Here is a 23,685-nt window from a genome sequence, read left to right on the forward strand (position 1 = left end):
ATGAATAATGATTTTATTGTGTAACTCGTTGTTTAATATTGATTTATTTATAATTTTTTATTGAAAATGGGAGTGTGAAAAGAGCTATCTTTTAGGCGTGGGATAATCTATGTTTGTGTTTGTGGCTAGCCAGATGGATAGGGAAGTAAGGCAGAGATCATGTCAATGATAAAAACATGTTGAACAAAGGAAATAATCAAAATGTAAAATTATATTTTAAATTTATTGATATTGAATGAATAGTCATAGAATTCTCTTTGTGTAAATTATTTTTTGAATGATTAAAAAATCTTATTATTTTATATGTGTTAATGATGCTTATTGTTTCCGAAATATATGTGTGTATTATGTCTGATTGTTAAGTTTATTTTATTCTAAATTTATAATTTAAAAATCAGAATTAAAATAAATATGTGAGTATGATAATTGGGAAAATAATTTAATATTGCATTAAATATGCAGAAAAAATCATATATACCCTGTGGATTTCAAGATGCATCGCGATGGCAAGAGAGCGAATCCCCGGGAGCATAGAGAACTATGTGACCGGGGTGAGTGCAGCCAACAAAGAGGCAACTTGAAAGATGACGGGTATATTCAATATTCTGAAACACCGTCATATATACGGTGTTTCAGGAATAAAGCAACCTATTAAATTAAAGTACGTGAACAGATGATGTGTTGGTTGTGCCGCTTGGAACCAAGGCGCCAGAAACCATAACCACGATTTCACCTTTTTCCGCCAGGCCACTTGCTAGCGCTGCTTCTTTACCGATGCGGTAGAAATCGTCGGTAGAGGCGATTTCTTTAACAATTTGGGTAGAAACACCTTTAACCAGTAGCAGTTGGCGAGCAGTCACTTCATTAGTGGTTAATGCCAGAATGGGAGCGCCTGGGAAGTACTTACGAATGGATTTGGCTGATTTACCGCCATAGGTTGCGACCACAATCAGAGGGGCTTCCAGTTTTTCTGCTGTTTCAACGGCGCCACGACACACCGCTTCGGTCACACGCAGGTTACGGCAATTGACGGCTTCAATACGGCTTGGCATGACGCGGTCGGTACGTTCACAAATCGTTGCCATGATAGTTACTGCTTCTATTGGATATTTGCCTTTTGCACTTTCACCGGAAAGCATAACCGCATCAGTACCATCCAGAATAGCGTTGGCGACGTCACCGGCTTCAGCGCGGGTAGGACGCGGGTTTTTAATCATGGAATCGAGCATTTGAGTGGCAGTGATAACAACTTTGCGCGCGATATTACATTTTTGAATCATCATCTTCTGGGCGAAGATCACTTCTTCTACCGGGATTTCAACACCTAAGTCACCACGGGCAACCATGATCCCGTCAGAAACCTCCAAAATTTCATCAAAATTGTTCAGACCTTCCTGATTTTCAATCTTAGAGATGATTTGAATATTTTCACCGCCGTGTGCTTTCAGATGTTCACGGATTTCCAGAACATCGGAGCGTTTGCGGATAAAAGAAGCAGCGACGAAATCAACACCTTGTTGACAACCAAAGATCAAATCTTGCTTATCTTTTTCAGCCAGAGCAGGCAGGCTGATGGAAATACCTGGCAGGTTAACACCTTTATTTTCACCGAGGTCGCCATTGTTTAAAACTTGGCAAATGACCTCTGACTTAGTGACTTCTTTAACTGTCATGCCGATCAAGCCGTCATCAACTAGCACGGTATCACCGGGAGCCAGATCCGCAGGGAAGCCACTGTAAGTGACAGCGACACGGTCTTTATTACCGATAACGGAAGTGTCAGTGGTAAAAGTGAAAGTCTGACCTGCGGTTAAAGAGACATCATTACCGCCTTCCAGCTTCATAGTTCGGATTTCCGGGCCTTTAGTATCCAGCAAAATAGCGGCTTGTTTACCTGTTTTAGTCATAACTGAACGGATATTTTGAATACGTTGGCCGTGCTCTTCATAGTTTCCGTGTGAAAAGTTGAGGCGCATAACATTCATACCAGCATTCAGCAGTTCAGCGAGTTTTTCTTCGGATTCTGTTTTTGGCCCAATAGTACAAACAATTTTGGTTTTTTTCATGACAATCTATCTACAGGTTTTAATTGGATAAAATAGTGAAACCGCCAACTTTATGGTTTGCGCAGATACCATATGGTGTTGAATGTTGCGCAACATCATGAAGGGCAGGTGGCGGGGAAGACATGCAGTGCTTTTCGTGTGAGGTAGGCACATGTAGCTATGCGAGTTTATACATACGATTAATCTGTAACTTTTCAGTGTTCGGCAAATTAATATGCTGAAACCATTCAACTGTAAATTGCGCCGTATTATAGAGACTTATTTCTGTGAAATGAATCGAAAAATGATTATGTGAATTAATTATAACGATAGACTGGGAAAATGATGCAGATTTTAACAGAGAAGAGTTATAACTCATTGCGTAAGCTGCTTGTTAACAGACAATAGTGCATTTCGGTGCGGGAAATAGATTGAATACAGCTAAAGGATACTAAAGACAAGAAGAGTCATTTGTAGATTTGGTGCGTCCGAGTGGACTCGAACCACCGACCCCCACCATGTCAAGGTGGTGCTCTAACCAACTGAGCTACGGACGCACTGTAAACCGCTGCAATCAACCAAACAATTGGTGCGTCCGAGTGGACTCGAACCACCGACCCCCACCATGTCAAGGTGGTGCTCTAACCAACTGAGCTACGGACGCAATCTAAATTGCATTGGTGACAACGGGGACGAATATTAACGGCGAGTTAGCCTTCTGGCAAGGGGAATAATACAAATTATTGTTCAACTGTTCGTATTTGCATCTATATACAGTGAGCTTGTCGTTTATTCCACCAATTAACTATCCGTCCCCGGTTTTATGGAAAATAAATCAGCGAGTTGAACGTTGTAAGACCATCTCGTCTGGTTGTTTTTGTGCCCACAAAATACGGTAAAAGATCATTACCGCTGATGCGGTCAGGCCAATGATAAAGCCGATCCAGAACCCTTGTGGCCCCATTGCGGGTACAACATAGTCGGTTAATCCCAGAATGTAACCGCTTGGTAGCCCCAGAACCCAGTAAGAGATAAAAGTGATATAGAAGATAGAACGTGTATCTTTATATCCACGTAAAACACCACACCCTACAATCTGTATGGCATCAGATAGTTGGTAAAGAGCGGCAAGCAGCATCAAATGTGAGGCCATGATGACAACTTCAGGATTGTCGTTATACATCAAGGCGATCGGTTCTCGCAGAATGATAGTAAAGGTTGCGGTTAAACAAGCAAATATTAAGCCTACTGCAATACCGGTATAGGCTGATATCCGGGCATTCTCGGTAGACTTTTGCCCTAAGTTGTAGCTCACGCGGATAGTGGTTGCTGCGGCTAACGATATTGGGAACATATACATTAATGAACCAAAATTTTGGGCAATTTGGTGCCCTGCAACAGCAGTAACGCCTAAAGGAGAGATCAGCAGTGCTACTATGGCAAATAGCGTAATTTCGAAAAACATTGCCATTGCAATAGGCAAGCCGAGGGCTGAAATGCGTTTCAGAATATGCCATTCTGGCGCCGCAAAGCGATGTTTAGGGCGGATATCCTTTTGTGATGACGAATGTTTCACATACCAACGCATTAGTAGGAACATAACCCAGTAAACGCTGGCGGTAGCAACACCACAACCAACACCACCCAAAGCGGGTGCGCCGAATTTACCGTAAATGAATACGTAGTTAACCGGAATATTAATCAATAATCCTAAAAAGCTAATCACCATACCTGGTTTGGTTTTCGATAAACCTTCACATTGATTACGCAGCACCTGATAAAACAGAAAACCCGGCGCGCCCCACATGATTGCGTGGATAAATCCAACCGCTTTTTCTGCTAAAAGCGGATCAATATTATGTTGGCTATCAATCAGGAATTTGCTGTTGTATAAAATAGCAATAGTGATAATAGAGATGAAAATCGCCAGCCAAAATCCTTGCTGGGTTTGATTAGCAATGAGATTCCTCCGACCAGAACCGTTCATTTGCGCAATAATGGGTGTTAAAGCTAATAGTAAGCCGTAACCAAATAGGATAACCGGCAGCCAGATCGAGGTGCCAACGGCAACCGCGGACATATCGGTTGCACTGACGCTACCTGCCATAACAGTATCCACAACCCCCATTGCAGTTTGTGAAAATTGGGCAATAATGACGGGGATCCCTAAAGCGAGCAAACTACGCGCTTCTTTTAAATACTTCTGCACGTATTACACCTTTTTTAAAAGTAGAAAATATTAAGAAAAACGCCTGTATATAAGAAACGATTTTCGAAAAATCAACCGTTTACTAACCGGGGTATTGTATCTATTTGATACTATATTACAACAATAATGCTGAGTTTATATTCAAATGATCAGGTGGTATTTATCAATGACAACTTGATATAAACTAATTAATAATTATACACAGTCATTAAGAGGTTCTTCTATGTTTACGGGCATCGTTCAGGGAAAGGCACCCTTGGTTGCTATTGATGAAAAAAGCAATTTTCGGACTCATGTTGTTAAATTCCCGGCTGAATTATTGCCAGGTATTGAAACAGGGGCGTCGGTTGCCAATAACGGTTGTTGTCTGACGGTAACCAAAATAGAAGGCGATGAGATTAGTTTTGACTTAATGAAAGAGACTCTACGTCTGACTAATCTTGGTGATTTACAGCTAGGGGATTATGTGAACCTGGAGCGGGCAGCTAAATTTGGGGATGAAATTGGCGGGCATTTGATGTCCGGTCATATCATCACGGTTGCTGAGATAGTTAAAATTTTCACTTCAGAAAATAACCATCAAATATGGTTCCGTATCCATGATAAGCAATTAATGAAATATATCCTACATAAAGGATTTATCGGCATCGACGGGATTAGTCTGACAATTGGCGATGTGGTTAATAATCGTTTTTGCGTTCACCTTATTCCTGAAACATTGGAACGTACAACATTAGGTAAGAAACGTCTTGGTCAGAGAGTGAATATTGAGATTGATTCACAGACTCAAGCGATTGTTGACACTGTGGAGCGTGTTCTTGCTCAGAAAGAGCAGGAACGGGTTGTCTCTCAGCAACCAGAGACATTTATAGAAGAATAATCAATAAATTGAGGAGCGGCAGGAGGATTCCTTTTGTCGCTTTCAAACAAAATTAACTGAGTTAAAAAGGAGCATTGAACCCACCGATGCTCCTTTTTGTGATTTGTATTACAGTGTTTTGCATATTATATTAACTAATATGGTTGGTTTTGTTATTATTGTGTTAATGCCTTTTCTCGTAAAGCGCAGATTAATCCCCACGATGATATTTTTAGAGGCTACTTTATGGAAAACCCGATTGAGTTAGATGAATGGCTCGAAGAACCTACACACGATGATGCTGTTGAAATGATGAATGCACAAGCTGTCGTACCTTTTGGTACCGCACTTTGGCCTTAACGGCTTTTTATAATTAAGGTTGTTTATAATATATAGATAAGTAAGGGGAATCGCCCCTTACTTAAAAATAAACAGGATTGTCCTCATGGATAAAAGTCTTGAAAATATGTATCGTTGTTTATCACATCATCCTGCAATTTCGGATAAAGTAAGAAATGATGAATGTATAAAAATATTTATCGGATCTGATACTGAACATGGCGATATTGCGCAAAAGATGCATGTATATAAAAAGAATTTTGATGTGAAATCTGATTTCGCTTTGTTAGAAAAAACATCACCAGATGATGTAAAACAAAAAATATCCGATTGTGATTTATTTATTTTTCTTTACGCATCATCAACATTAAAGAATGCATCTCCACAAGGGCCAGAATATCTAACTAAAATAAGAAGCTTTATTACTGAATCATGGAAGAAATCTGTATTGTTTAAAGATTATGGCCCGCATTTTATTGAAGCATTTAGTGAGCCGCCAGCATTAATAACAGAAAGGAATAAAAAACTTATTGAATTATCAAGCCGATCACAGAAGATCCAATATACAGATAATAGAGGGAACTCGATTGTAGGTTATTTAGAAAAGGAACATAAGTGGACTTCCATTGATGGCAGTGGAAATATTGATGTTATTCCTGGGGAAATAGCAAGCCATATAAAGAACCTTAACGGTAGTATTAGTTTTAGCGGGACCTTTTTGAGTACCGCCCCCTTTGCTATAAAGTATGGAGTTGTCAATGATATGATGACTATAAATATAAAAGAGGGTGAAATTATAGGGTTTGATTGTGAGAATGATGAATTTAGTCGAGATTTTAATTTATACCTAAACCATAATCATGGAAATAGAATTGTTGAAGAGTTCGGTATTGGTACTAACACCGGAGTGAAAGCGCTTTATGGCAGAAATGCCGGTTTTGAAGAACGGCATCCTGGCTTACATCTTGGTTTAGGTGGAGGTGTAAAAGGGAGTCATCATTTAGATTTGATATTTTCTGGTGGAAAAATAGCATTTGATCAAACAGTTTTCTTTGATAATGGTTATATGGGTAATTTCCGCTAGTGAGAAATAGAGCGATCTTTTTAAGATTAGAATAGGAATTTACTTTTTAATATTTAGAGTCACAAATGGATATGTTGTATTGACTAAAAGCTACAGTGGAAACCTGTAGCTTTTGGTTAACTATCGGGCTACCTGTAACCCGCCTTCAATACCTTTTAGACTGAATACGACTTGCCATAATTGGATATCGCGAGCACGAAATGCGCCTGCGCAGGCATTCAGATAATAGCTAAACATGCGTTTAAATGTTGGACTATAGTTATCTGCTATTTCAGGCCAACTGGCAATAAATCTTTCATACCAGGCCATCAGTGTGCGATCATAATCTGCGCCGAAGTTATGCCAATCTTCCATAACAAAACTGCTTTTGCTGGTGTGGGCTATTTGCTCAATCGAAGGCAGGCAGCCATTAGGAAAAATATATTTGCTGATCCACGGGTCAGCGCTGGCTTTAACTTTGTTGGAACCGATAGTATGTAGCAGGAATAAGCCATCAGGTTTCAAGTTTCGTTGAACAACGTCAAAGTAAGTCGCATAATTTTTAGGTCCAACGTGTTCAAACATACCAACAGAAACAATTCTGTCGAACTGCTCGTGTAAATCCCGATAGTCTTTCAGAATGATCTTTACATCCAGATTTGTACATTGTTTCTGTGCATATTTCTGTTGTTCGGCTGAAACAGTGATACCTGTGACGGAAACACCATAATTTTTAGCAGCATAAGCCGATAGCCCACCCCAACCACAGCCAATATCCAGCAGAGTCATGCCGGGAGAAAGTTCCAATTTCTCGCAGATGAGTTTCAATTTATCAAGCTGAGCTTGTTCCAGTGTTTTAGCTTGTTTCCAGTATCCGCAGGAATATTGCATATAAGGGTCAAGAATATGGGTGAAAAGATCATTTCCTAAATCATAATGCTGATGACCGACAATCCATGACCGTTTTGGCGTTTGCAGATTACGTAAGCGGGTTATGGCGATTCTCACTGTATCTTTGAGATTATTGGGCATTTGATTTTCTAATCCAGCGCGTAAAACGCGATAAAAGAAAATATCTAACCGCTCACAATCCCACCAGCCATCCATATAACTTTCACCTAATCCCATCGAACCTTGTTGTAAAACTCTTTTATAGAAATTAGGATTTTTTATCTGGATATCATAAGGATTGTGACCATTAATTTGAATACCTGCTTTTTCTAGCATCTCATTGGCAATTCTCTGCCAGGAGTTAATGGCTGTTTTCGGGTTTTCAATACAGGATGAACTCATATACTCTCCAATGTTAGGGTGATGGAATATTGAGGAGCTCGTTTTAGCTAACAAAGCAAGATGCGAAGACGCAAAATGCAAAAAATAACAAAGAATCAAAGTAAGAAATCTTAAAGATAACTAATCCATGAGTTTAATGGGGGCAATCATTGCTCCTGAAAACCTCAAATTCCAGGTGATTTATAATAAAGAGCTTTATTGAGTATAAAGGCGTAAAATTGTTTCATCAATTAATAAATAAAGGCTGCAATTAATTGATAATTAGCAGCCTTTATTTAGTTAACAATTTGATTAATATTAGGAATTCTGTTCAACTGTTTGAATGCGGCGATCAGCGTTTTTTTTCCACTGTATAAAATATCCTAATGCCATTGGAACAACGGTAGCAACCATGACAGTGGTTGTGGATATAAGTGGATTGCTGATAAATGCCGATACAATCAGGCTGGCAATAAAACAGAGCCCTAATTGAAGCGTGTTTTGTAATGCAGTGGCTTTTCCACTGTCTTGTGGATAAGCGGATAAAGCATTTGCTACTGCAATTGGGTAGGACGCGCCATTCATCGCCGCCATAAAGCAGAAAGGCACCAGAATAGTGAATAAAGTTGGCTCGCTAAATTTTGCAATCAAATAGAGCACAATCATGCTGACAGCATAGCCAGTTAACAGATAAGGAAAAATAATCTCACTTTTTATTTTGGCCAAAATACTGCGGCATCCGTAACCTCCAACAATAAAGGCCAACGTTTGAGGTATATAACTCAGACCAATGTCATTTGGGGAATATCCCATCTCGCTGAGAATCGAAGGTGAGCCTGTTAACCAGGCAAAAAAACCGGCGCTGCACGATGCAAATATTAGAACGTTGCCATTAAACAGCGGTGATTTTAATAGCGTAAGGAAAGAGACATTATTTGTTCGCACTTGAGTTTCACGGTTTTTGCGATTTTCTTGCAAGAACAGAGTAAAAAACAACAGTAATAATGTAATTGTCAGTAAGACTAGGAAAATCATGCGCCAGCCGCCATGTTGCAACAGCCAGGCCCCTATCAAAGGCGCCAGGGCAGGAGAGAGCGCAACCAGGGGCATAATTGTTGCAAAAACACGTTTGGTACGATTGGAATCGTAACGATCAATAACTAATGCTTGCCATGAAACAGCGGCTGAACAAACACCTATGGCTTGGATAAAACGCAAAACTAAAAGTTGGGTGGAGTCTGTTACCCAAATCATACCCAGACAGCCAATAGAAAACAGGGATAGCCCAGTGATGATAATCGGCTTTCTGCCAAAGCGATCTGAAAGAGGTCCCCATAAAAGCTGCGCAAAGGCGAAACCTGCAAGAAAGATACTCAGGCTGGCGCTAATTGCGTTTGCCGATGTACCTAATTCTTGTTGCATAGCGCCGAATGCCGGCAGATACATATCAATAGCCAGATAACCTAGCATACTCAAGCCTGCAAGGTAAAACATGAACTGACTTGAGTTTTTCATTTGATTGCTCTCTTTGAATGTCATGATTGAAATAATTTGCAGTGATGGGTAGAAACAATATTGACACACATTCTATATGTCGTGATTTTTACTTGTGAAATGGTAATATTTGCATAGTGCTGTGAAAAAAATTGAAAGGTAAAATTATGTGGTCGGAATATTCACTTGAAGTTGTGGATGCGGTTGCCAGAACAGGCAGTTTTAGTGCCGCTGCATCGGAGCTTCACCGTGTCCCTTCTGCGATCAGTTATACCGTAAGACAGTTGGAAGAGTGGCTTGCTGTTTCGTTGTTTGAGCGTCGTCATCGGGATGTGGAATTAACGGAGGCAGGCGCTATTTTTATCAAAGAAGCTCGTTCTGTTATCAAAAAAATGATTAACACTCGTCACCAGTGTCAACAAATTGCAAATGGCTGGAGAGGGCAATTTAGTATTGCTATTGATCGTGTTGTCAAACCGGAACGTAGTCGTCAGCTTATTCTTAATTTCTATCACCATTTTCCTGATATAGAACTTTTTGTTCATCAGGAAGTGTTTAATGGTGTATGGGACGCACTGGTGGATAGCCGAGTTGATGTTGCAATTGGGGCAACCCGGGTAGCTCCGGTCGGGGAAAGGTATAGTTTCCGAGATATGGGGTTTATGCCCTGGCTATGTGTGGTTAGCGCAGACCATGAATTGACTCAGTTGCCGGGGCCGCTATCTGATGACCAAATGCGGCCTTATCCAAGTTTGTGCCTTGAAGATACCTCCCGTAATTTACCGAAGCGTGACACTTGGAATCTGGATAATCAGCGCAGGCTGGTGGTTCCTGATTGGGAGTCTGGTCTGTCTTGTCTAAACGCAGGATTATGTGTGGGAATGGTACCTAAGCATAGGGCAATGCCGCTTATTCGGCAGAAGAAACTAGCCGTTCTGGAATTGGAACAACCTTTACCTGATAGTCCATGTTGTTTGGCATGGGTACAAAACAGCCATTCTCCAGCATTAAGTTGGCTGCTTGACTATCTTGGCGATAGTGAAACTCTTAATGCTGAATGGCTTCAAGATGAATAAAGCGGATTAACGACGATAATCGATAAATGGGCCATCTACGACGGAGCGTCGCTCAACCAAGCGAGGATGTACTTCAATAGTTTGCGCATCTTCACGTTTGTTGATTATTCTGTCCAATAACATGGAAAACGCCATTTGCCCCAGTCGTTCTTTTGGCTGATGAATGGTGGTCAATGCTGGAGAGAAATAGCGAGCGTTGCGTATATTGTCATAGCCGATGATAGAAATATCCTGTGGGACGCGTAATCCTAATTCATCGGCAGCACAAATAGCCCCCATAGCCATAACATCTCCGCCGCAGAAAACCGCAGTCGGACGCTGTTTTTGATTCAGGATTTGATGCATAGCTTTATAGCCCGATTCTGGCTCAAAATCCCCCTGAATAATCCACTCTTCTCTAATCGGAATGTTGGCTTCTTTTAACGCCTTCAAGAATCCTTGATGGCGGCCGCCGCCGGTATTTCGTGCCAGAGGGCCGGGGATCGCGCCAATGTCACGATGACCACGTTCGATAAGATAACGACCAGCCAGATAACCGCCGTGTAATGCGTTATCAATAATCGTATCGGTGAAATCACTTCTGACTTGTCCCCAATCCATGACGACCATTGGAATATTGCGATAATCTTCCAACATTCCCAACAACTGTTCTGGGTATTCTGAACACATAATCAGCAGTCCATCTACACGTTTTTGTGCCAGCATGGCGAGATAAGCTTTCTGTTTATCAATGTTATTGTGTGAATTACATAAAATCAGCGTATAGCCTTTGCTATAACAACTGTTTTCAACGGCCTCAATGACTTCAGCAAAATAAGGGGCTTCACTGGACGTTGCCAGTAATCCGATCGATTTTGTGTGGTTAACTTTCAGACTGCGAGCTACGGCGCTGGGTGAATAATTCAGAGCCTTAATAGCAGCCCAAACGGCAGCTTTAGTATCTTCAGCGACGAAGCGGGTTTTATTAATAACATGGGATACGGTAGTGGTTGAGACGCCAGCGTGCTTAGCCACATCTTTGATCGTTGCCATGAGGTGAAAGACTCCTGACCTTATTGGTCTAAATTTAAAACGTTTTGTTAATCGCTTGCCAGCCCTTTTACATAGGCACTGGTAATAAGTTAGCGATAAATCCTGGATTTTGTCTGATCTGGCTCAAAAGTGAAAGCAATAATCAGTGTTATAAAATGTATGGTAATCGCTATTTATGCTTTTCCTTATGTAAGGGCAATTAACCATCTCAATAGATTGGTATTTGTCGTTATAAACTTTTCATTCTGAGGAGGCTCTATGAATACCGATTTGAAGCTTGGTTTATTTACTGCTGTCAGCACGCTGGTGATGATTGCCATTTTTGCCGCTCTTTGCTTGATCTTTGCCTGATGTTTTGAACCTGATTAGATGATTTAAAAATTGGGCAGATAGTCTCAGTGGTTTATCTGCCCTTTGCCTTTGGGTGTTAAAACAGTTTGAGTATTAAAACAAATAGTAATGAATTAATCTGATGGTTGTTAAGCCAGATTTTTTGTAACAAATTCCCAGTTAATTAACGTCCAGGAACTTGCCAGTGGTAGCTGCTTGACGTATTCACGATAGCCGGACTGCTATCTGTTTTCTTAGCCCGCTAAGCCCAATCCAGAACTAAAATCTTCTACCATTGTGTCGGTAAATTTTTGGTCATCCTAACAACTTCTACGATAAATAACAGTGAAAATAAGATGTCATTTGTGTCAGGATAAGAAAAGATCAGGATACATCTTAGTGAGAGAAAATGGTATTCTCCGCAATATTGTGACGATGTTGGTTATCAACATAGTGTTGGTTTAAAGGAAATAAAAATGACGACTATTGAGAAGATTGAGCGCCAAATTAAAGAAAACCCAATTTTATTGTATATGAAAGGTTCTCCTAAATTGCCAAGTTGTGGTTTTTCTGCGCAGGCTGTTCAGGCCTTATCTGCATGTGGTGAACGTTTTGCTTACGTAGATATTTTGCAAAATCCAGATATTCGTGCAGAATTGCCAAAATATGCTAATTGGCCAACTTTTCCTCAGCTTTGGGTGGACGGTGAGTTGATAGGTGGATGCGATATTATCATTGAGATGTATCAGCGTGGTGAATTGCAAGCATTAATCAAAGAAACTGCTGATAAATATCGTTCTCAGGACGAAGACGCGACAGAGTAATGTTTTAATTACTTATTATACCCTATGGATTTCAAGATGCATCGCGACGGCAAGGGAGCGAATTCCCGGGAGCATAGATAACTATGTGACCGGGGTGAGTGAGTGCAGCCAACAAAGAGGCAACTTGAAAGATAACGGGTATAGACAGATTATTATGCTATCTCCCCATATATTGATATATGGGGGGGTATTATTGCTTAAATTTAGATTTGATTAAATTAGTCTAGCCGTTCAGCTATTTATCCGGTTTTTTCTTCTGCTGCCGTCGTTAATGGCCAACCGCCAAGTTGTTTCCAACGGTTAACCATTTCACAGAATAATTCAGCGGTACGATCAGTATCATATAAAGCGCTGTGAGCTTGATGATTGTCGAATGGGATACCGGCGGTGATGCAGGCTTTTGCTAAGATTGTTTGTCCTAATACCAGACCGCCTAAAGCAGCGGTGTCAAAAGTTGCAAACGGATGAAACGGATTTCGCTTTAGTCCGGTGCGTTCCGCGGCAGCCATAACAAAGCTATGATCGAAGCTAGCATTATGAGCAACGATAATTGCCCGATTACAATGATTATTTTTTATCCCTTTACGAACCATTTTAAAGATAGCGTGTAGAGCTGCATATTCGCTCACTGCTCCACGTAGCGGATTTAATGGATCAATGCCGGTGAACGCCAGGGCTGCTGGTTCAAGATTGGCTCCTTCAAATGGCTCAATATGGAAGTGAAGCGATTCGCCAGGCGTTAGCCAACCTTCACCATCCATCTCCAGTGTAACGGCGGCAATTTCAAGTAATGCATCTGTTTTGGCATTAAAGCCGCCAGTTTCAACGTCAATAACAACAGGGTAATAACCTCGAAAACGTCCACTAAGGACGTTTGGCTCTTTTTTATCGGACATCAGATCGAGTTACCTAGGGCGTTGCTGGCATTTTTGTTTTCAATAAGTTCAATTTTGTAACCATCTGGATCTTCAACGAAAGCAATAATGGTTGTTCCGCCTTTTACTGGGCCCGCTTCACGGGTAATGTTACCTCCGGCTTTGCGAATAGATTCGCAAGTGGCTGCGACATTATCAACACCTAATGCAATGTGACCGAAGGCACTTCCCATTTCGTAATGGTCAACTCCCCAATTATAGGTTAACTCGATGACTGCGCCTTCGCTTTCATCAGCATAGCCAACGAAGGCGAGTGAGTATTTATATTCAGTGTTTTCACTGGTGCGTAGCAGACGCATTCCTAACACTTCAGTGTAAAAATTAATGGAGCGTTGCAGATCGCCAACACGGATCATGGTATGGAGTAAACGCATAATTACCTCTAATTTAATGGTTTTACCAATATTTTTGTGCGATAGGTCGCACAAAAACCACTAACTATAACGTGTCTTACGGTTACAGTTCAATTTGCCCATAATTATAATTTATTCTCATCTAGGTTTATAATTAAATATAGTATGTTAATTGTATAGGAAACGGGATGTGATGGCTGAGCAACTGGAGTTTTTTGCTATTCCCAGTCCTTGTCGAGGAATTTGTCAGGCTAATGAGCGAGGTTTTTGTCTGGGGTGTTATCGCAGCCGGGAAGAAAGATTTAATTGGATGAAAATGTCTGATGGGCAAAAACGTGAAGTATTGCGACTGTGTCGGCAAAGATATTTACGTGGATTGAGAGCACAAAATCAGACAGATGAAGAACCACCTGAACAGCCATCACTATTTTAATTAGAGATTTTTGATGTTATTAGGGTTAACAATTCAATGATTTACTTATATAGGGTTATATTTTTGGCGAAGTTATAAATGTTTTACTATAATCTTAAGTATTTTGTTTGTTATTTTTTTATTTCTTACTTAACGAAAAGACTAAGGGAGCTTATTTGAATGTTTTTATAACTTTATGTTTTAAATGGAATTTTAACCTCGATTGTGTGATAAATGTAAAATAAAAACAACATTAATGTAAAAATAGATAGCTTAGCATTTAGATGACAGCTATTCTTATAGTACTTTGAATAAAGTATTGAATGATATTTATTGATTTCTGTTTGCTTGTATTCATAGTTCTGATAGTTTTTATGGTAAAAATATTGTATGTTAATTGTTTTGTTCTGAGTTTAAATTAAGTTTAGTTGTTCTTGGTTATAGTTACCTGAATTAGTTAGTTGCTAAGAATTTACTGTGATTATACAGAAGTTATATATACTTTTTTAAGGCTAGTTAGCCTGATTTAGAAAAATTTGGCTGTTATGTTTAGTAGGCTAGTTATTTAAGGAGGGACAATTGGAATCTACATTGGGATCAGATCTGGCACGGTTAGTTCGTATTTGGCGTGCTTTAATTGACTACCGTTTAAAGCCGTTAGAATTAACTCAGACTCATTGGGTAACGTTATACAATATTAGCCGGTTACCTCAGGAGCAATCTCAGATACAGTTGGCGAAAGCTATCGGTATTGAGCAACCATCTTTGGTCAGGACATTAGATCAACTTGAGGAAAAAAAACTTATCACCCGGCATACTTGTGCCAATGATCGTCGTGCAAAGAGAATCAAGCTAACTGAAGATTCTGCATCGGTTATTAGGGAGTTGGATGGTGTTATTGAATCCACAAGAAATGAGATTCTGGAGGGTATTTCACGCGAGGAACTTGCTTTTCTTTCCACTTTAGTACAGAAGTTAGAGCAAAATATTATCCAATTACAGAGTAGATAGTAATTACGATATCCATGAAATGCTAACCGGATGAAAGAAGACCGCGACTTATTAAAATGAAGTCACGGTTTTCTTATCTCTATCTGTTATTGTCGAGGTGAAACAGTAACATCACTACCTTGGCCTGCGATTCTTACACGTTGACCTTTATGGAAGACAGTTTTACCTTGTTTTTGAACAACAATGATATTTTCACCACTGTCACGACGAATTTCGAGTTCTACACCTTTAGTTGTGTTAAGAGCTCCCTGAACATTTTGACCTGCGACACCACCGGCAATCGCGCCCGCGGCAGTTGCTAATGTGTTGCCGCTGCCGCCGCCAATAGTATTACCGACCAAACCTCCTAAAACTGCGCCGCCAATTGCGCCTAATACATTCTCATCGCTACCCGCCTGAATATTGATAGGGCGAACAGAAACAATTGTACCGTAAGAGACAGTCTGGACTTGCTTAGCTTGTCCGGCAGTATAGGTATCACCAGAAAGAGAATCGGTGTTGACACAGCCTGATAATGAAGCAACGGCAACCGCGCTAACTAAAAAGTGCTTAAACATAATAACTCCTAATTTCGATGCCTGATTGCGGAAATCTGATAGCTTACTGTGCAATCAGGCTAACAACCAGCATTGGCAATAAGTAATAAAAAGTTTATTCAAATACAATGCCAGTACATTAGCAATCTAGTGCTAAACATATATTAAACGTCAATAGAGATTTTTAAAAGAAATAGCTATTAATGAGAAATTCAGCATTTTTTGTGAAGTTGTTTCCAAAACTCAGGTTTTATTCCTTAGTTTGTCTATTAGTCATATACAGCCAAAACCACTGCGCTTTATAGTTATTGGCGTGGTTGCTGATTTTATCAAGACAGATTTTAAGCAGGAAGGCAAATTAAATGGTTATAAAGTCAGGTCGTTATATTGGTGTAATGTCAGGTACAAGTCTGGATGGCGTTGATGTGGTGCTTGCAGCAATCAATGATAAAGTTGTTGCTCAGCAAGCCAGTTATTCCCACCCATTTCCACACGAATTAAAACAGAAAATTCTCTCAGTCTGTCAAGGGCAGCAAACGACATTATCGGCAGTCGGTCGGTTAGATTATGAACTTGGTTCTTTATTCGCTGAAGCGGTACAAGGCTTACTGATTAAAACCGGGTTAACCACCAGTGACATTATCGCTGTGGGATGTCATGGACAAACCGTTTGGCATGAGCCAGATGGTCAAACGCCTTTCACTATGCAACTTGGCGATAATAACCGTATCGCAGCTTTAACTGGGATGACTGTGGTTGGCGATTTTCGTCGGAGGGATATGGCATATGGCGGACAGGGAGCGCCATTAGTTCCGGCTTTTCACTTCGCCGTCTTGGGTCATCCGACAGAACGTAGGATCATTCTCAATATCGGTGGTATTGCCAATATAACGACGCTATTACCGGGATCGCCGGTCAAAGGATATGACACAGGTCCGGGTAATATGCTGATGGATAGTTGGGTATGGCGCCATCAGAAAAAACCTTATGACAAAGATGCTCAATGGGCACGGGAAGGTACGGTTAATAACCCGTTACTGAGACAAATGCTTTCTGATCACTATTTTTCACGACCAGCTCCTAAAAGCACAGGCCGGGAGTATTTCAATATGAGTTGGTTGGAGGCGCAATTAGCTAATTTTCCTGACATATTACCGGTTGATGTCCAGGCAACACTGGCTGAGCTGACAGCCGTATCTGTGTCACAGCAAATCATGTTGAGTGGTGGGTGTGAACGTCTGTTGGTTTGTGGCGGCGGCGCACGTAACCCACAGATAATGAGTCGACTTTCCGCATTATTAGCGGGGACAGAAGTTTGCCCGACAGATAAATATGGCTTAAGCGGTGATGATATGGAAGCGCTGGCATTTGCCTGGTTAGCATTCCGTACGATGTCAGGGGCGTCAGGGAATTTACCCTCTGTTACCGGTGCGAGTACTGAAACTATTTTAGGGGCGATTTATCCTGTTATTAATCAATAACAATGATAAGCTGTCTGGTATTTAGTGAGTCATAAACAGAGCTACGTTAATGTCAGAACATAATGAATTTGATGTTGCAGAATTACGCCGTGAATATATTCGCGGTGGGTTAAGACGTAAAGATTTGACTAAAGAACCTATCGAACTTTTTGAGCGTTGGCTCAAGCAGGCATGTGAAGCTAAATTGAGTGATCCAACTGCAATGTGTATAGCAACGGTCGATGAGGATGGTCAGCCGTATCAGCGTATTGTGTTATTGAAGCATTTTGATACAAATAGTTTGATTTTTTATACAAATTTAGGCAGCCGGAAAGCAAAACATTTGGCGCACAATAACAAAATCAGCCTCCATTTCCCTTGGTATCCTCTGGAAAGGCAAGTCTCTTTTCTTGGTAAAGCGGAACGTCTTTCTCCTGTTGAAGTGGTGAAATATTTCCATAGTCGTCCCAGAGATAGCCAGATTGCCGCATGGGCATCACAACAATCATCTCGTATTTCGGCTCGCGGTGTTTTAGAAGGGAAGTTCCTTGAATTGAAACAGAAATTCTTGAATGGCGAGGTGCCTTTACCTAGCTTTTGGGGCGGATTCAAGGTGACCTTTGATTCTGTTGAATTTTGGCAAGGCGGCGCAAACCGGCTCCATGATCGGTTTATTTATCAACGGCAAGGTGATAGCTGGCATATTGACAGGCTCGCGCCATAAATCGTGGATTAACATTTTTAATACTGGCACTTATAGTATTGGCGTTTTATGCTATGCCGCACTCTTTTTAAGTAGCGATTTATATATACCCTATGGATTTCAAGATGCATCGCGACGGCAAGGGAGCGAATCCCCGGGAGCATAGAGAACTATGTGACCGGGGTGAGCGAGTGCAGCCAACAAAGAAGCAACTTGAAAGATGACGGGTATAACCAGACAAAATACACAAATTGATGGAGTCATTAATGTCTAGCAATAACCTGATAAAACAACTGCAAGAGCGGGGCCTCATTGCCCAGGTGACGGATGAGAATGCGTTAGCGGAGAGACTGGCGCAAGGCCCTGTCTCTCTCTATTGTGGTTTCGATCCGACCGCTGACAGCTTGCATTTGGGGCATCTGGTTCCCTTGCTGTGTTTAAAACGATTCCAGCTAGCCGGGCATAAACCTGTGGCGTTAGTTGGTGGGGCTACGGGTTTGATTGGCGATCCAAGTTTCAAAGCCGCCGAACGTAAACTGAATACTGAAGATACCGTTAAAGAGTGGGTGGAGAAAATTCGTAGACAAGTTTCACCTTTCCTCGATTTTGATTGTGGCGAAAATAGCGCTAAAACAGCCAATAATTATGATTGGTTTGGCAACATGGATGTTCTGACTTTCCTACGTGATATCGGCAAACATTTCTCAGTTAATCAGATGATTAATAAAGAGGCAGTTAAGCAGCGTTTGAACCGTGATGATGTGGGTATCTCTTTCACTGAGTTTTCTTACAATCTACTGCAATCCTATGACTTTGCTCGCCTGAACGAAGTACATGGCGTTGAGTTACAGATTGGTGGTTCTGACCAGTGGGGGAATATTACTTCTGGTATTGATCTAACTCGTCGTATCAACCAGAAACAAGTATTTGGCATGACTGTTCCATTGATCACGAAATCTGATGGCACTAAATTTGGTAAAACAGAAGGTGGCGCTGTTTGGTTGGATCCGAAGAAAACCAGCCCATACAAATTCTATCAATTCTGGATTAACACAGCGGATGCCGATGTCTATCGCTTCTTGAAATTCTTTACCTTCATGAATCTTGAAGATATCGATGCTTTGGAAGAAGAAGATAAAAATAGCGGTAAAGCTCCTCGTGCTCAGTACGTGTTGGCAGAACAAGTCACCGGTATGGTGCATGGTGAAGAAGGGTTGGCAGCCGCTAAACGGATTACAGAAAGTTTATTCTCCGGGGCTGTTGCTGATTTGACCGAAGAGGATTTTGCTCAATTGGCACAGGATGGTATGCCGGTAATTGAGTTGGAAAAAGGTGCAGATTTGCAACAGGCTTTGGTTAATGCTGGATTAGTACCTTCTCGCGGTCAGGCGCGTACGATGATCAGTTCCAATGCTGTCGCAGTTAATGGTGAAAAACAATCTGAACCTGAATATTTGTTTACTGACAGTAACCGTCTGTTTGATCGTTACACCCTGCTGCGTCGTGGTAAGAAACACGATTGTTTGATCTGCTGGAAATAACTCATATTATATATACCTTATGTATTTCAAGATGCATCGCGACGGCAAGGGAGTGAATCCCCGGGAGCATAGAGAACTATGTGACCGGGGTGAGCGAGTGCAGCCAACAAAGAGGCAACTTGAAAGATGACGGGTATATGATGGGGCAACGGTAATGTTGCCCTTCCTCTTACTATGACTTTAATCTTATAAACAAAAGCCAGAATAAAAATATAGGTCGTCATTGTGAAAAATATTCTTTCAATTCAATCCCATGTTGTTTTTGGTCACGCTGGTAACAGCGCTGCGGAATTCCCTATGCGTCGGATGGGGGTAAACGTATGGCCGTTGAATACAGTACAGTTTTCAAATCACACCCAATATGCTCAATGGAAAGGATGTATTATGCCAGCGAACCATCTTACAGAGATCGTTCAGGGCATAGAAGAAATCGAACAGCTCAAATCTTGTGATGCGGTACTGAGTGGATATATCGGCTCAGCGGAGCAGGGGAGCCATATTATCGATATAGTGAAACGGGTAAAAGCGGTGAATCCTGATGCTTGGTATTTCTGCGATCCCGTTATGAGTCACCCAGAAAAAGGTTGTATTGTTGTGCCTGGGGTGGCCGAATTTTTATGTGAAGACGCGCTCCCTGTCAGTGACATCATTGCGCCGAATTTGCTGGAGCTTGAAACACTCAGTATGCAGAAAGTGGCTAATGTAGAACAGGCTGTTGTGGCTGCTCGAACATTATGTGAAAAAGGGCCGGATATTGTACTGGTTAAACACCTTAGTCGTGCTGGTTATCGGACTGATCATTTTGAAATGCTATTAGTGACTAAAGAACATAGCTGGCATGTGAGTCGGCCTTTGGTGGATTTTGGCGAACGTCAGCCAGTTGGTGTTGGTGATTTAACCAGCGGCTTGTTATTAGTTAGCCTATTAAAAGGCGAGTCTTTACAGAATGCCCTTGAACATGTCGCTGCTGCGGTTTATGAAGTGATGGTAACAACGAAAGATATGGACGAATACGAACTACAAATTGTGGCTGCGCAGGACAGAATGGCGGTGCCTGGTCATAAGTTCTGTGCGACACAATTGGATTAAGATATTTAACCGTTCCACTGACATTACGTGGAACGGTTTTTTATTTTTAAATCAATCCTTCGGCTTTCAATGCATCACGAACATGTGGACGTTCTGCAATTTTCTTTTGATAAGCTTTAAGATGAACCAGATTGGATAGATCCAATTGCACTAAAGGCGCCCAGTTACTGAGCGTGAATAAATAAGCGTCAGCAACAGTAAAATGCTCCCCGGCAATGTATGGCTGTTTTGCTAATACTTCATCTATATACTTGAATCTCTTAAGTAGATTATTAATAGCAACAGGGCGGTAATTTTCTGGTGTTCCTGGCATGAACAGGGGCGAAAATCCTTTATGAATTTCACTGGAAATATGGCTAAGCCATTCAAGTTGATGATATCGCTCCATAGTTCCGGCTGGCGCAATTAATTTTTTGTCCGGTTTCTGGTCGGCAATATATTGAACAATAACAGCTCCTTCGGTGAGGATTTCATTGTTATCTAACAGAAGAGTGGGTATTTGGCCTTTTGGGTTGACTGCGAAAAAATCGTCGCCGTTCTCCGTTTTTTTAGTTTTTAGATCAACTTTAATCACGCTGAAATCGAGTCCCGCTTCACGAAGTATGATATGGGGTGATAGGGAACAAGCTCCAGGTTGGTAATAAAGTTTCATGTATCGCTCCTTAAAAATTTCCGGTAATAGATATATAGGACAAAGGAACTCAGTAAGGCATAGCCTTAGTACATACTACCACGGCATATGGAAATATGTTATATCAAATTGATAATTAAATAGATATAAGGTGGTGTGATTATATGGTGATTAATCCTTTTCTATGATCTGGCATAGCAGCGATTATCTGTTTTTTTTATCATTATTTTCAAGTGGATGGGTTGCATTAATATAGAAATTTAGGGGGTAGTCGTGGATGAAGTGACTTATCCAAAACTTCCCCGTATTCTGTGTTATATAGCATATTTCACAACTGGTTATATTATACGGAATAAATAATAGAGATTATTGATAGTTGCAAAAATTCATCTTATACTGATTATAAGATAATTAATATATTATTCTTGCTAAATGATTTGTAATCATAGGAAAATAAATTGAATTTATTTGTAAAATCACTAAAATAGACCATGCATTGCCTATAATTTCTTGTAAAAATATCTTTTTTATTCTCTTCATTAAATCTTTCGACTAAATCATTATAAAGATTATTAATTGTTTTGATTTGTTCATTAAGTCTATTGACTGAATTGTTTATACTTCTCAGGCTAAATGAAACATCTGATATGTTTAAAATGATCTCTTCCATCAATAAAGAGAGTTTGTATATTTGTTTTTTATCTTCTCCATCGGGAATATTTTTTATCAATTGTTGAATTTTTATATGTGTTTTTTCTGCAAAGTTTTTCTTACGTTCAAAATCTATTTGAGATATTTCAAAGAGTTGTGGCAGTTTTGAGATGAAATCATTTAACTTGCTAAAGTCTGACTCAATTTCTCTCAATGCATGGCTGATTCTGGCAATATAACCATGACCTAAATATCCACTGCTAAGTGAACCTAAATAGGTTGTTGCTTTGTGTATATTTTTAATAATTCTATCCATATCTTGTTCATCGGAATTATATGCATATTCATAATCTTCCAATGCTGATGGCCAGTTAGATAATGACCCACTAAACTCATACCAAGAAGATGAAATTTCTTGGGATAAATCATGATTATTCAGGCATTCTGGTAGTATTATATTAGTAATTGATTTAAACATATTGGATATAATTAAAAAATCATTTTTCATTTTATGCACCTTGCTAAAATAATAAATATCATTAAATTGTATAAAAGCATGCAATATAAAACTCAAACTAAAAGGTCAAAATGATAATAAAAGATAAGATATTGCACTAAAAATATCGTACTGATCATCTATTTTATGAAATTAAGTTATTGATTATATTAAAGGACATATTACTGATTAGTGCAAGGAAACGAGATGATATTTTTTATTTCAGTAAAACAATTATAAGGTAATATCATTTAACTCTTTAATTGCAAAGGGTTTAATAATTCTCTCTAATGTTTTTTTATATTTTAATTTAAAATTAATTTTTACCAATTAGTGATGATTTAATGAAGAAATTAATCTATAATTTCATTAATAATAAAAGGCCCGAAAAACTAACTTTTCGGGCCTTGTAAATTGAAAATTACTGGTTATTAGCCAGATTATCTTAATTCCAGTTCATTCATTGCGACAATGCTGAAACCGCCGTCAACATGCAGGATTTCACCAGTAATACCGCCGGACAGATCCGAACACAAGAATGCCGCAGCGTTACCAACATCTTCAGTGGTTACAGTGCGGCGAATTGGGTTAATGGTTTCACAGTGAGCCAGCATTTTACGGAAATCTTTGATGCCAGACGCAGCCAGAGTGCGGATAGGGCCGGCCGAGATACCGTTAACACGAACGCCTTCAGCACCCATAGCATTAGCCATATAACGAACGTTAGCTTCCAGCGATGCTTTTGCCAGACCCATGACATTATAGTTAGGGATTGAGCGCTCCGCTCCCAGATAGGTGAGAGTCAGTAAAGCAGAATTTGGGTTCAGCATTTCACGGCAAGTTTTTGCCATAGCAACAAAGCTGTAAGAGCTGATGTCGTGTGCAATTCTAAAGCCTTCGCGGGTAACGGCGCTGACATAGTTACCATCCAGTTGGTCAGCAGGCGCAAAGCCAATAGAGTGAACAAAGCCATCGAATTTTGGCCAAACTTTACTCAGTTCGGTGAACAGGGCTTCGATGCTTGCATCTTCAACTACATCGCAAGGTAGAACAATAGTCGAGTTCAGAGAAGCAGCAAATTCTTCAACACGAGGTTTCAACTTGTCATTTTGATAAGTGAAAGCCAGCTCAGCTCCCTGTTCATGCATTGCTTTTGCAACACCATAAGCGATGGAGAGTTTACTGGCGACGCCAGTGATCAGAATGCGCTTGCCGGTCATAAAACCCATAACAGTATCCTTGTGTGATAACGCCGGTAATGATATTCATGGATTAAAATTGCTCACAGAGACAATATCAATATGACGTTTTATTGTTAATAAAC

General features: G+C 40.3%; 22 protein-coding genes and 2 tRNA genes. 10 read left to right on the plus strand and 14 right to left on the minus strand.

The features are described 5' to 3' along the window. Positions 1–656: 656 nt before the first annotated feature. The 4 genes from pykF to TI10_RS01010 form a co-directional block, all read right to left on the minus strand. The gene (gene pykF / locus TI10_RS00995; RefSeq protein ID WP_049581311.1) at positions 657–2,066 is read right to left on the minus strand and encodes a pyruvate kinase PykF; all 1,410 of its coding nucleotides are present in this window, start codon (positions 2,064–2,066) and stop codon (positions 657–659) included. Between the two features lie 459 nt (positions 2,067–2,525). Next, positions 2,526–2,602 (minus strand) — tRNA-Val (locus TI10_RS01000). Between the two features lie 30 nt (positions 2,603–2,632). Further along, positions 2,633–2,709: transfer RNA gene (locus TI10_RS01005), tRNA-Val, on the minus strand. Between the two features lie 171 nt (positions 2,710–2,880). After that, on the minus strand, positions 2,881–4,254 hold the full coding sequence (locus tag TI10_RS01010) for an MATE family efflux transporter (protein ID WP_049581312.1): 1,374 nt from the start codon (positions 4,252–4,254) through the stop codon (positions 2,881–2,883). Positions 4,255–4,477: 223 nt separating this feature from the next. Here TI10_RS01010 and TI10_RS01015 point away from each other — a divergent pair, with 223 nt between their 5' ends. Next, the gene (locus TI10_RS01015; protein WP_049581313.1) at positions 4,478–5,134 is read left to right on the plus strand and encodes a riboflavin synthase subunit alpha; all 657 of its coding nucleotides are present in this window, start codon (positions 4,478–4,480) and stop codon (positions 5,132–5,134) included. A gap of 424 nt (positions 5,135–5,558) precedes the next feature. Then, complete coding sequence (locus TI10_RS01025; RefSeq protein WP_049581314.1) at positions 5,559–6,536, plus strand: leucyl aminopeptidase (aminopeptidase T); 978 nt, start codon at positions 5,559–5,561, stop codon at positions 6,534–6,536. Between the two features lie 120 nt (positions 6,537–6,656). Here TI10_RS01025 and cfa read toward each other — a convergent pair whose 3' ends face one another. Both cfa and punC read right to left on the minus strand, forming a co-directional pair. Continuing rightward, the gene (gene cfa, locus TI10_RS01030; protein ID WP_049581315.1) at positions 6,657–7,808 is read right to left on the minus strand and encodes a cyclopropane fatty acyl phospholipid synthase; all 1,152 of its coding nucleotides are present in this window, start codon (positions 7,806–7,808) and stop codon (positions 6,657–6,659) included. Positions 7,809–8,105: 297 nt separating this feature from the next. Then, entirely contained in the window at positions 8,106–9,302 is a 1,197-nt protein-coding gene (gene punC / locus TI10_RS01035) for a purine nucleoside transporter PunC (protein ID WP_049581316.1), read from the minus strand. 146 nt (positions 9,303–9,448) lie between these two features. Between punC and punR the strand changes: the two genes are divergently transcribed. After that, positions 9,449–10,357, plus strand: coding sequence for a DNA-binding transcriptional activator PunR (gene punR / locus TI10_RS01040; protein WP_049581317.1), 909 nt, complete (start codon positions 9,449–9,451; stop codon positions 10,355–10,357). Positions 10,358–10,363: 6 nt separating this feature from the next. On the opposite strand, the gene purR is transcribed toward punR, so the two are convergent. Then, positions 10,364–11,389, minus strand: a complete 1,026-nt coding sequence (purR, locus tag TI10_RS01045; protein WP_049581318.1) for an HTH-type transcriptional repressor PurR — start codon at positions 11,387–11,389, stop codon at positions 10,364–10,366. An 806-nt stretch (positions 11,390–12,195) separates the two neighbouring features. Between purR and TI10_RS01050 the strand changes: the two genes are divergently transcribed. Continuing rightward, positions 12,196–12,543: a Grx4 family monothiol glutaredoxin gene (locus TI10_RS01050; RefSeq protein ID WP_049581319.1), complete on the plus strand. Its 348-nt coding sequence runs from the start codon at positions 12,196–12,198 to the stop codon at positions 12,541–12,543. 239 nt (positions 12,544–12,782) lie between these two features. Here TI10_RS01050 and rnt read toward each other — a convergent pair whose 3' ends face one another. Continuing rightward, entirely contained in the window at positions 12,783–13,439 is a 657-nt protein-coding gene (gene rnt, locus TI10_RS01055; RefSeq protein WP_049581320.1) for a ribonuclease T, read from the minus strand. Next, positions 13,439–13,852, minus strand: a complete 414-nt coding sequence (gloA, locus tag TI10_RS01060) for a lactoylglutathione lyase (protein ID WP_049581321.1) — start codon at positions 13,850–13,852, stop codon at positions 13,439–13,441. The genes rnt and gloA overlap by 1 nt, the downstream gene beginning before the upstream one ends. A 172-nt stretch (positions 13,853–14,024) precedes the next feature. Here gloA and TI10_RS01065 point away from each other — a divergent pair, with 172 nt between their 5' ends. After that, positions 14,025–14,264: a DUF1289 domain-containing protein gene (locus tag TI10_RS01065; protein WP_049581322.1), complete on the plus strand. Its 240-nt coding sequence runs from the start codon at positions 14,025–14,027 to the stop codon at positions 14,262–14,264. A gap of 558 nt (positions 14,265–14,822) precedes the next feature. Then, positions 14,823–15,254 (plus strand): transcriptional regulator SlyA, encoded by a 432-nt coding sequence (slyA, locus tag TI10_RS01070; protein ID WP_036805437.1) that lies wholly within the window; start codon positions 14,823–14,825, stop codon positions 15,252–15,254. An 86-nt stretch (positions 15,255–15,340) separates the two neighbouring features. On the opposite strand, the gene TI10_RS01075 is transcribed toward slyA, so the two are convergent. Next, positions 15,341–15,811 carry an outer membrane lipoprotein gene (locus tag TI10_RS01075; protein ID WP_049581323.1) on the minus strand — a complete coding sequence of 157 codons (471 nt, stop codon included), beginning with the start codon at positions 15,809–15,811 and terminating at the stop codon, positions 15,341–15,343. Positions 15,812–16,158: 347 nt separating this feature from the next. Here TI10_RS01075 and anmK point away from each other — a divergent pair, with 347 nt between their 5' ends. From anmK to tyrS, 3 genes are all read left to right on the plus strand, one after another. Continuing rightward, positions 16,159–17,271, plus strand: coding sequence for an anhydro-N-acetylmuramic acid kinase (gene anmK / locus TI10_RS01080; protein ID WP_049582127.1), 1,113 nt, complete (start codon positions 16,159–16,161; stop codon positions 17,269–17,271). A 49-nt stretch (positions 17,272–17,320) separates the two neighbouring features. Next, positions 17,321–17,974 (plus strand): pyridoxamine 5'-phosphate oxidase, encoded by a 654-nt coding sequence (gene pdxH / locus TI10_RS01085; RefSeq protein WP_049581324.1) that lies wholly within the window; start codon positions 17,321–17,323, stop codon positions 17,972–17,974. 245 nt (positions 17,975–18,219) lie between these two features. Beyond that, positions 18,220–19,494, plus strand: coding sequence for a tyrosine--tRNA ligase (tyrS, locus tag TI10_RS01090; protein WP_049581325.1), 1,275 nt, complete (start codon positions 18,220–18,222; stop codon positions 19,492–19,494). Positions 19,495–19,520: 26 nt separating this feature from the next. Here the strand turns inward: tyrS and TI10_RS23360 are convergent, their stop codons facing one another. Further along, the gene (locus tag TI10_RS23360) at positions 19,521–19,718 is read right to left on the minus strand and encodes a hypothetical protein (RefSeq protein ID WP_074524856.1); all 198 of its coding nucleotides are present in this window, start codon (positions 19,716–19,718) and stop codon (positions 19,521–19,523) included. Position 19,719: 1 nt separating this feature from the next. On the opposite strand from TI10_RS23360, the gene pdxY reads away from it, so the two are divergent. Continuing rightward, positions 19,720–20,583, plus strand: a complete 864-nt coding sequence (gene pdxY, locus TI10_RS01095) for a pyridoxal kinase PdxY (protein WP_049581326.1) — start codon at positions 19,720–19,722, stop codon at positions 20,581–20,583. A 46-nt stretch (positions 20,584–20,629) separates the two neighbouring features. Here pdxY and gstA read toward each other — a convergent pair whose 3' ends face one another. The 3 genes from gstA to fabI form a co-directional block, all read right to left on the minus strand. Then, positions 20,630–21,235, minus strand: a complete 606-nt coding sequence (gene gstA / locus TI10_RS01100; RefSeq protein WP_049581327.1) for a glutathione transferase GstA — start codon at positions 21,233–21,235, stop codon at positions 20,630–20,632. Positions 21,236–21,614: 379 nt separating this feature from the next. Beyond that, entirely contained in the window at positions 21,615–22,373 is a 759-nt protein-coding gene (locus TI10_RS01105; protein ID WP_049581328.1) for a hypothetical protein, read from the minus strand. 428 nt (positions 22,374–22,801) lie between these two features. Continuing rightward, positions 22,802–23,590 carry an enoyl-ACP reductase FabI gene (gene fabI, locus TI10_RS01110; protein WP_049581329.1) on the minus strand — a complete coding sequence of 263 codons (789 nt, stop codon included), beginning with the start codon at positions 23,588–23,590 and terminating at the stop codon, positions 22,802–22,804. Positions 23,591–23,685 lie beyond the last annotated feature (95 nt).

This window comes from Photorhabdus luminescens subsp. luminescens, from assembly GCF_001083805.1.
Lineage (GTDB): Bacteria > Pseudomonadota > Gammaproteobacteria > Enterobacterales > Enterobacteriaceae > Photorhabdus > Photorhabdus luminescens.